11 protein-coding genes are annotated in these 13,366 nt (G+C 64.4%); 2 read left to right on the forward strand and 9 right to left on the reverse strand.

The window, feature by feature from the left end; genetic code table 11:
• The first annotated feature begins 182 nt into the window (after nt 1-182).
• Nucleotides 183-1,625 (forward strand): OmpP1/FadL family transporter, encoded by a 1,443-nt coding sequence (locus tag CSZ94_RS06240; protein ID WP_102120719.1) that lies wholly within the window; start codon nt 183-185, stop codon nt 1,623-1,625.
• Between the two features lie 87 nt (nt 1,626-1,712).
• Here CSZ94_RS06240 and CSZ94_RS06245 read toward each other — a convergent pair whose 3' ends face one another.
• From CSZ94_RS06245 to wrbA, 9 genes are read right to left on the reverse strand one after another with little or no spacing between them, the layout of a single operon-like run.
• Complete coding sequence (locus tag CSZ94_RS06245; protein WP_102120720.1) at nt 1,713-2,804, reverse strand: threonine aldolase family protein; 1,092 nt, start codon at nt 2,802-2,804, stop codon at nt 1,713-1,715.
• Between the two features lie 9 nt (nt 2,805-2,813).
• The gene (leuE, locus tag CSZ94_RS06250) at nt 2,814-3,488 is read right to left on the reverse strand and encodes a leucine efflux protein LeuE (protein ID WP_102120721.1); all 675 of its coding nucleotides are present in this window, start codon (nt 3,486-3,488) and stop codon (nt 2,814-2,816) included.
• Between the two features lie 12 nt (nt 3,489-3,500).
• Complete coding sequence (locus tag CSZ94_RS06255) at nt 3,501-5,354, reverse strand: ABC transporter transmembrane domain-containing protein (RefSeq protein WP_102120722.1); 1,854 nt, start codon at nt 5,352-5,354, stop codon at nt 3,501-3,503.
• 34 nt (nt 5,355-5,388) lie between these two features.
• Complete coding sequence (locus CSZ94_RS06260) at nt 5,389-6,465, reverse strand: lipocalin-like domain-containing protein (RefSeq protein WP_102120723.1); 1,077 nt, start codon at nt 6,463-6,465, stop codon at nt 5,389-5,391.
• Nucleotides 6,465-9,062, reverse strand: coding sequence for an FtsX-like permease family protein (locus CSZ94_RS06265; protein WP_102120724.1), 2,598 nt, complete (start codon nt 9,060-9,062; stop codon nt 6,465-6,467). The genes CSZ94_RS06260 and CSZ94_RS06265 overlap by 1 nt, the downstream gene beginning before the upstream one ends.
• Nucleotides 9,050-9,478, reverse strand: coding sequence for a DUF4124 domain-containing protein (locus tag CSZ94_RS06270; protein WP_102120725.1), 429 nt, complete (start codon nt 9,476-9,478; stop codon nt 9,050-9,052). The genes CSZ94_RS06265 and CSZ94_RS06270 overlap by 13 nt, the downstream gene beginning before the upstream one ends.
• Nucleotides 9,475-10,905 carry an FAD-binding oxidoreductase gene (locus CSZ94_RS06275; protein WP_102120726.1) on the reverse strand — a complete coding sequence of 477 codons (1,431 nt, stop codon included), beginning with the start codon at nt 10,903-10,905 and terminating at the stop codon, nt 9,475-9,477. The genes CSZ94_RS06270 and CSZ94_RS06275 overlap by 4 nt, the downstream gene beginning before the upstream one ends.
• Nucleotides 10,902-11,312, reverse strand: a complete 411-nt coding sequence (locus tag CSZ94_RS06280; RefSeq protein WP_374703563.1) for a DUF2069 domain-containing protein — start codon at nt 11,310-11,312, stop codon at nt 10,902-10,904. Before CSZ94_RS06280 ends, CSZ94_RS06275 begins: the two co-directional genes overlap by 4 nt.
• Nucleotides 11,312-11,920, reverse strand: a complete 609-nt coding sequence (gene wrbA / locus CSZ94_RS06285; RefSeq protein WP_102120767.1) for an NAD(P)H:quinone oxidoreductase — start codon at nt 11,918-11,920, stop codon at nt 11,312-11,314. Before wrbA ends, CSZ94_RS06280 begins: the two co-directional genes overlap by 1 nt.
• A 67-nt stretch (nt 11,921-11,987) precedes the next feature.
• Between wrbA and CSZ94_RS06290 the strand changes: the two genes are divergently transcribed.
• A complete protein-coding gene (locus CSZ94_RS06290; protein WP_258000808.1) occupies nt 11,988-13,364 on the forward strand; it encodes a YihY family inner membrane protein in 1,377 nt (458 codons plus the stop codon).
• Nucleotides 13,365-13,366 lie beyond the last annotated feature (2 nt).

The following is a 13,366-nucleotide window of genomic DNA, read 5'->3' on the forward strand; positions in this document are numbered from 1 at the left end:
AGGGAAAACAACGCCGTTTCATAAAAAGAGCGAACGTTCGCTTTTTTTTTAAAAATATTATATGCTTCGCTCATGCCGTCAGTGGATTGGAGTTCACGGCGGCAAGAAAAGTGCAAGACGGGCAGCTTGGTATGCCCACGATAGTGTGCCGAAGACATTTCATATAATAAAGAGAGACTAACTTGAAACATAAATATCTGCCCCTTTTGATCGTTGCCGCGTTCGCCGGCATTTCCTCCACCGCACAAGCATCGGGCTACCGTTTCGGTTCGCAAAGCGTTACCGCCCAGGGTACTGCCGATGCCAGCGGCGCCGAAGCCGGCGATGCATCGACCATTTTCTACAACCCGGCCGGCCTGTCGCGCCTGGAAGGCACGCAGTTCGTCGGCGGCGGCACCATTGTCGTGCCGCATTCGACCTATACAGATGCGGGTTCGAAGCCTTTCTTCGCAGGCAATCGCACGCCTTACGCTGACACCAAGGATTACGCGCCGGACGCCGTGGTCGCGCCTGCCTTGTACGCCAGCAAGAAAATCAATGATCAGTGGAGCGTCGGTGCGGGCCTGTTCGTGCCGTATGGCGCCAAGCTGGACTATGGCAATGACTGGTATGGCCGCTATGCGATCACCAATATCAAGCTCGAAGCCATCGCCCTGAATCCTTCCGTGTCGTTCAAGCTGGACCAGCACCACTCGTTCGGTTTCGGCGTGACGGCCGAATACATGAAGGCCGAACTGGGCCAGGGCGTGGACGTGCCGGGTTCGGTGGCTTTCCTGGGCAAATTTGCGCCAACCGCATCGCAGGCATTCCTGGCCAATATCGCCAAGACGCAAGGCCTGGCTGCGGCGCAAGCTGCCGGCGCCGCGCTGCAGGGCCCGATCAAGGATGGCCATGCTTCGATGGATGGCCATGACTGGGGCTTTGGCTTCAACCTGGGCTATCTGTACCAACTGAACGAAGGCACGCGTTTCGGCATCGCCTACCGTTCGTCGATTTCGCACAAGCTCAAGGGCAGCACCATCTGGGACTTCTCGCAGGTGACGAGCAATCCTGCCGTGAACGCCTTCATCGCCAAGGCCTCGAACAAGGTCAATTCGGAAGCGCTGGTGGAATTGCGCACGCCGGAAACCCTGTCGGTCAACGCCTTCCATCAAATGGATGATCGTTGGGCCTTGATGGGCGACGTCACCTGGACCCGTACTTCGCGCCTGGAGAACCTGGATATCCAGTTCCCGCCGACGGCCGAAGGCGCCGAGCGCATTCGCCAGAACTGGAAAGACACTTACCGCGTCTCGCTGGGCACCAACTACAAGTACAGCGAGAGCCTGATGCTGCGCGCCGGTATCGCCCACGACCAGGCACCGGTACCCAGCGCCGAGCTGCGCCATCCAGCTTTGCCGGACAGCGACCGCATGCAGTATTCGATCGGTGCGAACTGGAAGCTGAATGCCAATTCCTCGATCGACCTGGCTTACAGCTATATCGACTTCAAGGATGCTGACGTCAACTACAAGAATGACTGCTCGCCGGTAATGACTGGCTGCACCGGCAACGGTGAAACCACCAAGGGCCTGTTCAAGACCCGCATGCAGTTGATCGGTCTCGCTTATAACTACAAGTTTTAAGCAGGTAGTGGCGGCCAACCCGGCCGCCATGAAATGAAAAAAGCGCCTTCGGGCGCTTTTTTTTGGCATGACTGTGGTGTTGTCGGCTTACTCCCTGGCGCACAGCGCCTGGTGCAGCAGGGTCAAGGCCAGTCGCACGGTGTCGTCCGGCAGTTCCAGCAACTGATCCCCCACATACCATTCGACCACGCTGTGCCCGGGCAGGGCTGCGTGGCTGGCGCGGCTGAACAGCCAGATGCCTTGGTCTGCGGCCACCTGGTTGCGGATGGCGATGGCCCGTTCGCGTGAGACTGGCAGGTGCAGATGCAGCATGTTGGCCTGCGGCTGCGCAGGGTTGACGGCGATGCTCGGAAAGTCGCGCAGCAGCGCGTACAGCCACTGCGTGCGCGCAAAATACTGCGGCATGGCGGCGAGGCGCGCGTCGAACTGCATGGCGGCGGCCACCACGTAGGGCGTGCGGTGCACGATATTGCCGCCCTGGCGGCGGAACCATTCGCGCGCCCGTTCGACAAACGGGCGGCTGCCGGCCAGCATGGCGCCACCGAGGCCGCCTATGCCCTTGTACAGCGAGACATACACGGAATCGAAGCCGTCGCAGATGGCGGGCAAGGGCTGGCCAAAACCCGCTTGCGCTTCCCACAGGCGCGCGCCATCCATGTGTAAATGGATATTGTGCTCGCGGCAGTGCCGCTTGATCTGGCTCAACGCATCCCACGACGGGCACTGGCCGCCGATTTCGCGCATCGGCAGTTCGACCTGCGCGGCGCCCAGCGCATCGGGCACGGCGCGCAAGTCGTCCACCGTCCATGGACGGTGCGGGTCGCCGATCATCAAGCCCTTGAAGTGCTCCAGCAATGCATGGTTGCCCCGCTCGTGGCGCAGGATGTGCGACGTCGGATGCAGTGCCACCAGCGAGGAACCCCGGTCCTGGCAGGCCAGGCGCAGGGCCGTCACTTGCGTCATGGTGCCCGTGATGCAGAACACGGCCGCCTCGAAACCGAGCAGGCTGGCGACCTTGTTTTCGAATTGCTCGATCAGCGCGCCTTCGCCATAGGTGTCGTGCGCGATGTCGTTGGCGTCGCACCAGTCGGCCATGGCGGCGAAAGTGGCCGCTGGCATGGGCTGGCGGTGGCCCGGCAGGATGGTATGGCAGCGCTGGCGCAGTTCAAGCTCGTTCACGGTAGTTCCTTACAGAGTGGCGGTGGCGAGTTTCGCGCCGAAGCCGATGAACATGGCGCCCACGCCGCCGCCCATGCCGGCCGACAGGCGACGACGGCGGCGAAAGGTCTCGGCCAGGCGCGCGCCGACAAAGATGATGGCTGTCAGATAGGTAAAACTGATCACCTGACAGATCAGGCCCAGGCCGATGAAGGACAGCACGGGATTCGGGAAGGCCGGATCGACGAACTGGATGAAGAAGGAAATGAAGAACAAAATGGCCTTCGGGTTCATCAGGCTGATGATCAGGGCCTTGCGGAATGGATCGCTTTCCTTGCCGGGCGCTGGCGCCGCTGCCGCTACGCCTTCAGCCGGCGCGGGCGCGCGCAGCTTGCGCCAGCAGCCGATCAGCATTTGCAGGCCGATCCAGCCCAGGTAGGCCGCGCCGATGTATTTCACGACATAAAACAGGGCCGGGCTGGCTTTCAGCAGCGAGGCCACGCCGCAGGCCGACAACACCATCAGTATCAGGTCGCCCGCGAAAATGCCGAAGGCGCCCTGGTAGGCGGGCCGCACGCCCCGTTGCGCGGCGACCGACAGCACATACATGGAATTGGGACCGGGCAGGATGACGATGAAGATGGTCCCCAGTAAAAAGGTCCAGAAATCGGTGATGCCCAGGTTGGCGAGGAATAAGGCGTTCATGGCGAGTCGTATTTAGTTGAGTTGTACGTGATGGAATTGCAGGGCCGCCAAATTGGCGTAAATGCCGCCCAGGGCAACGAGCGAGGCATGCGTGCCCGTCTCGACGATCTTGCCGTCTTCCATGACGATGATGCGGTCGGCCCGTTGGACGGTGGCAAGGCGGTGCGCGATGATAACCGTGGTGCGGCCCACCATGGCCGCTTCCAGGGCCTTTTGCACCAGGCGTTCCGATTCCGCGTCCAGCGCGCTGGTTGCTTCATCGAGCAATAGCAGGGGCGGGTTTTTCAGCAGGGCGCGGGCGATGGCGATGCGCTGGCGCTGGCCGCCGGACAGGCGCACGCCCCGTTCGCCGAGGAAGGATTTATAGCCATTCGGCAGGCGCTCGATGAATTCGTGGGCGGCCGCCATTTTCGCGGCCGCGATGACTTCCTCGTCGCTGGCGCCGGCGCGGCCGTAGCGGATGTTTTCCATGGCATCGGCCGAGAAGATCACGGTATCTTGCGGCACGATGCCGATGGCGTCGCGCAGGGTATGCAGGTCCAGCTGCTTGATATCCACGCCATCGAGGCGGATGCTGCCGCTTTGCGGGTCGTAGAAACGCAGGAACAGCTGGAACAGGGTGGTCTTGCCGGCGCCCGACGGACCCACGATTGCCACCGTTTCGCCGGCGCGGATGTCGAGGCTGACGTGATCGAGCGCGTGGGTGTCCGGACGCGACGGATACGAGAACATGACATCATCGAGCGACAGAGAGGCGCCGTTTGCGGCACGTGCCGGCAGCGGCAGCGGCGTGACAGGCGACTCGATTTCCGATTTGACGGCCATCAATTCCAGCAGGCGCTCGGTGGCGCCGGCGGCGCGCTGCGCTTCGCCCATGACCTCAGACAAAGCGCCGATGGCGCCGGCCACGATGGAGGCGTACAGGATGAACTGGCCCAGATCGCCGCCCGTCATCGACCCTTCCAGCACGGCGCGCGCGCCCAGCCACAGCACGAACACGATGGTGCCGAAGACCAGCAGGATGGCGATCATGGTCAAGAGGGCGCGGGCGCGGATGCGCCGCATGGCTGTCATGAACGCGCCTTCGACGGAGTCGCCAAAGCGTTTCGATTCGATTTTCTCGTGTGTGAACGCTTGCACGGTGGGCATGGCGTTAAGGATTTCGCCGGCCATGGCCGAAGCGTCGGCGATGCGGTCCTGCGAATCGCGCGACAGCTTGCGCACACGACGGCCAAACACGATGATGGGCACGACGACGAGGATCAGCAAGCCGATGATGATGCCGGCCAGCTTGGCGCTGGTGACGAAGAGCATCACCAGGCCGCCCAGGAACAGCAGCACATTGCGCAGCGCCATGGAGATGCTGGTGCCGACCACGGCTTGTATCAGTGTCGTGTCGGTGGTAATGCGCGACAGGACTTCGCCCGTCTGCGTGGTTTCAAAGAATTCGGGGCTTTGCGTGACGACGTGGCGGTACACGGCGCTGCGGATGTCGGCCGTGACGCGCTCGCCCAGCCACGACACCGTGTAAAAGCGCGCCGCCGTGGCCAGCGCCAGGATGGACGCCACGCCGAACAGGGCCAGGAACACCAGGTCGACATGCTCGATGCTTTTCGATCCGGCCGCGCCACCGAAACCCAGGTCGATCATCTGCTTGAACGCGGCGGGGATGGCCAGGGTGGAGGCGGCGGCCACCACCAGCGCGATACCGGCCAGGAAGAACTGCTTGCGGTACGGCGTCAAAAAGGGCATCAAACCCTTGAAGGCGGCCAGGCTGCCTTTTTTCAGTTCGCGGCTGCTGCCGGTGTCGAGGGACGGTGTGGTTGCGGTGGTACTCGTGCTGCCTGTTTCTGTGCTGGTTGTCATTGTTTTTCGCTTTGATTTACCTATTCGGTAGTACTTACAACTTCATCGGCTGGACATAGCCCGTCATTTCCAGGTATGCGCGGCCCACCGGCTGGCCATCGCGTTCGACCGTCACGGCGCCTTCCCAGTACACGGCGCCCGTCGAGCGGCGCGAATCGAGTTCCTGGTCGGGCTGCAATGGCTTGATCTGCCAGCGCGTGGCGCCCGTTCGGATTTCGGTGGCGACCGGGTATTGTGCCTGCGTGCGGGGCGAACGCCACAGCTGCGTGGGCGTGAAATCGACTTCGCCGGGGGCGAACTGCGTTATCTTGCCGGACGCATCGCGCCATGTCGCGTGCGCCCATAGTTTAGCACCTGTCTTGCTGCGGATCTGGAAGGCCATCAGGGCGCCGCCATCAGCGAGGTTGGCGCCTATCCAGTTCCAGCCGCTGGCGTCCGCATCGAGCACCTGGCTCGACCACTCGTGATCGAGCCAGGTGGTGCCCGTCACCGCTTCCGGCTTGCCGCCCGCGCGGGCGATCGTGCCACGGGTAGCAAGCTGCGGCTCGCTGTAGTAGTAGCTCGATTGCGCGGGCCGCGCGCCCTTGCGCGAGTAGCCGCCAACGCCTTGCAGCAGCACGGGCTGCGTGGGGGCGAGGGTTAGCTGCAAGCTAAAGTCGCGCGCGGCCAGGCTGACCTGGTAGCTGCCGTCGGCTTGCCGCTGCATGCGCCAGTCGTCGAGTTTTACATCCGTGTTGCCCACCTTGGCGTAGGCCAGGCCGAAACCCTCGCGCGCGCTTTTCTCGTCGTGCAGCAGCTTGCCCACCTTCGGGTCGGACAGGGCCGCGTGGCCGATGATCAGCTGTTTCGGCGCAAAGGCGCTGGGATTCATCGTATCCGTGGCGGTGGCGCTGCGAAAGAAGGTCACCTGGTAGCCCAGTTGTTCTCCGCCGGCGGTTTTGACCCAGCCGGTGGCGTACCACCATTCCGTTTTGTACGCGGGATGGGCGCCGAAATCGTGCGGCAGGCGCAGGCTTTGTCCGGCCGGCAGCGGCGTGACGGGGGCGAAAACGGGCGGCGCGGCGATGGCGGCTGCGCCGCAGAACAACAGCAAACAAGTCAAACGGCGCATTACCAGTCCTCCCTGACGGCGCGGATGGGGCCTGCGGACAGCGCCTGGCGGCCCGCGATGAGGGCCGTGGCGGCGGCTGCCGTCAGCAGGGCGGCGGCCACGGTGGCGATCAAAGGCCATGGCAAGTGCAGCTGCATGGTCCAGTGGAATGACTGGGGATTGACGATGAAGACCAGCACAAAACTGATCAACAGGCCCAAAACAAAACCGGTGGCGATGCCCAGCGCCGTCAGCGCGCCACCTTCCAGCGCCAGGATGGCTAAAATCTGGCCGCGCGTCACGCCCACGTGGCGCAGCATGCCGAATTCGCGGGCGCGCGCCAGGGTCTGCGCGGAAAACGTGGCGGCCACGCCGAACAGGCCGATGACGATGGCGATGGCTTCCAGTAAATACGTGACGGCAAAGCTGCGGTCGAAGATTTGCAGGCTCAGGGCGCGGATGGCCGACGGGTTCGATACTTCCAGGCTGGCGCCAAACGGAAGGGCTTTCAGGCGCTGCTGCAGCTGCTCGCCCGTGGCGTCCTTGGCCAGCCACAGGGCTGCATCGCTGACATCGAGGTCGCCGGTCAGGGCGCGGTAGTCGGCCAGCGGCATCTGGATGGCGCCGGAAGAGCGCGCATAGTCGCGCCAGATGCCGGCGACGAAGAACTGGTGTAAGCCGCCCGCCAGCGGCAGCTTGATGCTGTCGCCCGGCTTGTGGTTGTACAGGTCGGCCGCCGCCTCGGACAGCCACACGGCTTGCGCGCCATCCGGCACGGGCAGGGTCTCGCCCACCAGCACCATGCTTTTGCCCGGATCGGCCAGGTTGACGGGGCGCGCCAGCAGCACCACATTCGGGCGGTCCGGCGCCAGTGACAGCGAGCGCAGGCGCTGGAAATCCACCCTGGCCACCTCGGGCAGGGCAGTGATGCTCGCCTGTTCGCGTGGATGCAGGCCCGCCGTGCCGCCGCTGGCGGCCGTGCGCGCATACACGTCGGCCGGCAAGATCTGCAACAGCCAGTCGTCGACGGAAACGCGGAAGCTCGACACCATGATGGCCATCGCCACCATCAGGCTAAAGCTCGACAGCACGCCACCGAGCGCGATGCCGGCCTGGCCCGAGGCGTTCGCCAGCCGGGACAGGGTCAGGCTGCGCACGGGCGCGTGCTTGCTCGTTTCCGTGCGCAGCCAGGCGCGCTGCAGTAAACGGAAGGCCACGGCCGCCAGCTGCGGCATCAGGGCGATGGCGCCTATCAGCAGCAGGGCGATGGACAGATAGCCGAACAGGGGTAGCTCGAAGACGGGTGGCAGCAAGGTCAGGGCCCCCGCCAGCAGCAAACAGGCCAGCGCGGGCCAGGTTTTCGCCAGGCGCGTCGTCACGACTTCTTCGCTGCCCGATTTCAGGGCGATGGCGGGGGCGGCGCGCGCCGCTTCCAGCGCGGGCGCCGCGCAGCCCAGCAAGGCGACACCCAGGCCGAGGGAAAAATACACGAAGGCGGCGACGGGCGTGAATTGCACTTGCGGCTGCACGCCCGCGAAATAGCCGGCACCCAGGTCGCCGCCAAAGAAGCGCAGGGCGACGGCCGCCATGGCATAGCCGCCAGCGATGCCCAACGCTGCGCCGACCACGCCGAGGCTGGCGCCTTCGAGCAGCACCTGGCGCAGCAACTGGCCCCGCTCCATGCCCAGCACGCGCAGCAGCGCGAACTGGCCGCGGCGGCGGATGACGGACAAGGCCTGCGTGGAAAACACCAGAAAGGCGCCCGTAAACAGGGCGACGAGGGCCAGCACCGTCAGATTGACCCGGTAGGCGCGGCTGAGGTTATTGTTGCGGCTATTCTGGTTTTCGTCATTCGGCTGGCCCACCTGGAAACGTCCCGGATACTGCGCTTCCAGCGCGCGCGAGAGACCCGCCTGGAAGGCATCGCGGTTGACCCCTTGGCGCAGTTTCAAGTCGATGCGCGACAGCTTGCCCGGCTTGTTGAAGCGCCACTGCGCCGCACCGATATCCATCACGGCGATGCGCTGGCCGGCGCGCGCGCGCTGCAGCGAACCGGCCACGCGCAGCGACACCGTGCCCGTGCCCGTGCCCGATTGCAGGGCAATCTTGTCGCCTTGCGCCACGTTCAGCCAGCGCAAGGCGGCCGGCGATAAAAAGAGGGCGTCGTCGGCCAGCGTGTCGAAAGGGTGGCCCTCGGCGGGTGCGCCGATCAGGTCGGGCGAGATGAAGCCGGCGCGGAAGACGTCGAACGCCAGGATGTGCAGCGGGCCGCCGTCAGTCTTGCCGGCCACCGCGGCCTGCAGGTCGAGCACGGGCGAGGCCATGGCCACGCCGTCGCGTTGCGCCAGCCAGGGGTAGATGGCTTCGTCGAACAGCGCTTCGCGCCCGGCCACTTGCACGTCGGCCTGGCCGGACAGGCTTTTGACGGCCGTGGAAAATTCATTGAAGGCGGCCGCGTTGATCAAATGGATGGCAAAGCCCAGCGACACGCCGATGGCGATGGCCAGGATGGCGACAAGGGCGCGCACGGGATGCGCGCGCCATTCGCCCAGTAGCAGCCAGCGCGACAGCAGGCGCGTCGTCGCCGCTCTGGCCAGCGGTGCACTCAATTCAGACATTCGACGGCCAGGCGTTCGCCGGCGCGCCGCGATTTCAGTTGCGCCGCGTCGCGGTTCCTGTCGCCTGCGCCGACGGCGTCCTGCGCCGCCCATTTTTGCTCCAGGCGCAGCTGGGCGCAATGCTTGTCTCGCGCTTCAAGCTGTTTGGCGGCCCGTTCGCGCGCCTGGTCTGCCAGATTTTCCTGTTTCTTGCGTGCCGCCTCCAGCTGGCTGGCCACCCGTTGCTGGCGCGTGGCCGCGCCCTTGTCGACGGCGGGCGGGGGCGAGGGGATTTCCAGGATTTGCAGCTGGCCGCCCGTGCAGGGCGTGGCACTGTAGCTGGTCTGGCCATCCTGCACGCATTTGTAGACGTCCTGCGCACGGGCGGAGCCGGCCAGCAAGGCCATGGCGCAGAGCAGGAGGGACGGCGATTTCACAGGATTTTCCCCGGATTCATGATGTTTTGCGGGTCCAGCGCCTGTTTCACGGCGCGCATCAGCTGCAATTCCAGCGGCGACTTGTAGCGCGCCAGATCGTCCTTTTTCAGGGCGCCGATGCCGTGTTCGGCCGAAATCGAACCACCAAAGCCTGCTACCCTGTCGTGCACGATGCGGTTGATGGCGTCCTGGTTGGACAGGAAATCCTGGTCCGTCATGCCGGGCGGCGGCGCCACGTTGTAATGCAGGTTGCCGTCGCCCAGGTGGCCGAAGCACACCAGCTGGCAGCCGGGGAAGGCCGTTTCCAGGGCCACGTCCGTGACGGCAATGAAATCGGCGATGCAGGAAATGGGTAGCGAGATATCGTGCTTGATGTTCTTGCCCGCCTGCGCCTGCGCCAGCGGAATGTGTTCGCGCAGCTGCCACAGGCCTTCGGACTGGGCCACGGAACTGGCGACGACGGCGTCTTCGATCAACTCTTCTTCCAGCGCCGCGCCGATGCTCGCTTCCAGCAATTGCACGGCGTGCGCCTCGGACTGGCTGCTGGATAATTCGAGCAGCACGTACTGACCATGCGCGCAGGTAAATGGGCGCGGCAGCTGGGGGAACTGCTGCGCCACCAGTTGCAAGCAATACTGCGACATCAATTCAAAACCCGTCAGGCTGGCGCCGCAATGGTCCTGCATCAGCGAGAGCAAACGCAGGGCGTGGGCCGGCGAGGGCATGGCGGCCAGCGCCGTGATGCAGGCTTTCGGCTGCGGATACAGTTTCATCACCGCGCCCGTGATGACGCCCAGGGTGCCCTCGGCGCCGATGTACAGGTCGCGCAAGTCGTAGCCGGTATTGTCCTTGCGCAAACCGCGCAAGCCGCTCCAGATTTCGCCTTGCGGCGTGACCACTTCCAGGCCCAGGCACAGCTCGCGCGTATTGCCGTAACGCAGCACGGCCGTGCCACCCGCATTCGTGGCCAGGTTGCCGCCGATGGTGCAACTGCCCTCGGCCGCCAGCGACAGGGGGAACAGACAGCCGGCGGCGCTGGCCGCTTCCTGGATGGTTTGCAGGATGCAGCCCGCGTCCACCGTGATGGTGCGGTTGACGGGGTCGAGCGCGCGGATGCTGTTCAGGCGCGCCAGCGACAGCACGATGGCCGTGCCCGCGTCGTCGGGGATGCTGCCCAATACCAGGCCCGTATTGCCGCCTTGCGGCACGACGGGAATCCGCCATTGCGCGCAAACGCGCAGCACGCCTGCCACTTGTTCCACCGTGGCGGGGCGCAGCACGGCCAGGGCCTTGCCGGTCAACCTGTCGCGCCAGTCGGTGAGGAAGGGCGCCGTGTCGGCGTGGTCCGTCAATACATACGCTGCGCCCAGCAGGTCGCGGCAGGCGGCGAGGAAATCGGTTTGTTCACGCATAGTCTGTTCGCTCATTTCTTGATGCTCACTTTATTCACTTTTTCCAGCAGTTCCCTGGCCATGCGCTTGGCAGCCTTTTTATACGGGCGCAGATACAGCACGGCGCAAAAGAAGTAGATGCAGACGATGGCCGCCTCGCCCCAGGCCATCAGGGCAGAGACGGGATTCGTGTCGCTGTAACCGCGCACCACGCCCTCTGTAAAATACAGCAGGATCACCATCGACGACCATTGCAGGGTGTAGACGTCGCGCTTGATGACGCCATACAGGGGAATGAGCAGGGGCGCCGCCTTCAGCACGACCCAGGAGCCGCCCGGCTGCAGCGGCGCGACGACGGTTTCCCACAGCAGGCACCAGACGATCAGGGTGACCAGACTGGCGATGGCGCCCCAGTGAAAATACTTGTGCAGTGCGCCGTGCATCATGCGCCTGCCAGTTTCGCGGCGTTTTCCGCCAGGCGCCGGCCCAGGGCGATGGCCAGGCGTTTTTCATCGTCGCTCAAGGCCTTGTCGCCAGCGATGCCCGACCAGTGCGTGGCGCCATACGGCGAGCCGCCCGTGGATGTCGTCATCAGTTCTGCATGCGTGTAGGGCAGGCCCATGACCAGCATGCCGTGATGGAAAAGGGGGATCATCATCGACAGCAGGGTCGATTCCTGGCCGCCGTGCAGGCTGCCCGTGGACGTGAACACGCAGGCGGGCTTGCCGGACAGGCTGCCGGACAGCCAGTCGCTGGCCGTGCCATCCCAGAAGTACTTCATGGCGGCGGCCATGTTGCCGAAGCGCGTGGGCGAACCCAGGGCCAGGCCAGCGCAGTCCTGCAAGTCTTCCAGTTCCACATAAGGAGCGCCATCAGGCGGCACCTCGGGCGCCGTCGCTTCGGCCACCGTCGAGACGGCGGGCACGGTGCGCAGGCGCGCATCGCAGCCAGGCACGCTTTCCACTCCCTGGGCTATCAGCTCGGCCAACTGGCGCGTGGCGCCATGGCGTGAATAAAACAAGACGAGAATAATCAGATTGGTTGGCTTCATCATTGGTATTATAGGGCGCTTTACAGCCTGATACGACTGCTGTCATGGCGCCGTTCTGATTTTGCACATGTTTTCAAAATATATACTCCCGTTCTTTCAATACCTGTGGCGCGCCCTGAGCATGGGGCTGGCCGTCGTGCGCGGCCTGACCTGGTCCGAAACGCGCGACCTGCTGCAGTTCGCGCGCCGCCGCGTGCGCGAGGAAAGCCTGCCCCAGGTGGCCGGCAGCCTGACCTTCGCCACCGTGTTCGCGCTGGTGCCGCTGCTGACCCTGGCGCTGGCCATCTTCACCACCTTCCCCCTGTTTAATACCTTCCGCCACGCGCTGGAAGATTATTTCGTGCAAAGCGTGATGCCCAAGGGGATTTCGAACACCATCCTTGGCTATCTGACGACGTTCGCCTCGAAAGCCACGCGCCTGTCGGCCATCGGCGCGGGCGCCCTGATCGTCACCTCGGTGGGCATGATGGGCTTGATCGAACGCGTCTTCAACCGCATCTGGCGCGTGCGCCAGGAACGCCGCTGGAGCAAACGCCTGCTCGTCTACTGGGCCATCGTCACACTGGGGCCACTGCTGGTGGGCGTCTCGCTGACGGTGACCTCGCGCCTCTTCATGGCCACCAGCGGCGTGGTGGGCGCCGTGCCTTTCATCGGCGCCGTGTTTTATACGCTGGTATCGATCGGCCTGACCATGCTGGCGTTTACCCTGCTCTACATCGCCGTGCCGAACCGCGACGTGGACTGGCGCGACGCGGCCTGGGGCGGCTTGCTGGCGGCGCTGGCGTTCGAGGTGGCCAAGCGGGGCTTCGGTGAATTCATCCAGGAGTTCCCCACCTATTCGCGCATCTACGGCGCGCTGGCCGCCTTGCCGCTGTTCCTCGTGTGGATTTACCTGAGTTGGATGATCACCCTGGTGGGCGCCTTGCTGGTGGCCGCCTTGCCCGTCGTGAAATATGAACGCTGGTGGTACGAGGCGGCGCCGGGCAGCGAATTCGTCGATGCCGTCGCCATCTTGAAGGTGCTGCATCAGGCCTGCCACTGCGCCGATTCGGCCCTGGTGGGCGCCGCCGAGATTCGCCGCAGCACGCGCCTGGGCTTCGAAGAGATGGAAACCCTGCTCGACAAGATGGTGCAGCAGGGCTGGGTGGGACGAGTCAACGTGGATGGCGCCGTGCGCGTGCAGTGGGGCAAGCGCGTGGCCGACAGTTCCGACCACTGGGTCTTGCTGGGCAACGTCAACCGCATCAGCCTGGCCGATGTCTACCGTTTATTCGTCTTCGGCGGCATGCGCGTCAATTCCGGCTATCCGGCCGGCTCCACCAACGAGCGCGACATCAAGGCTGCCATCGAGGCGGCCGCGCTGGCGGCGCAGGTGGAAAACGCCGTGGAGCAGGGATTAGGTCTGACTTTGGCGCAGCATTTCGGCGAAGTGCGCTGCGCCTGACG

This window comes from Janthinobacterium sp. ROICE36, assembly GCF_002869965.1.
Lineage (GTDB): Bacteria > Pseudomonadota > Gammaproteobacteria > Burkholderiales > Burkholderiaceae_D > Janthinobacterium.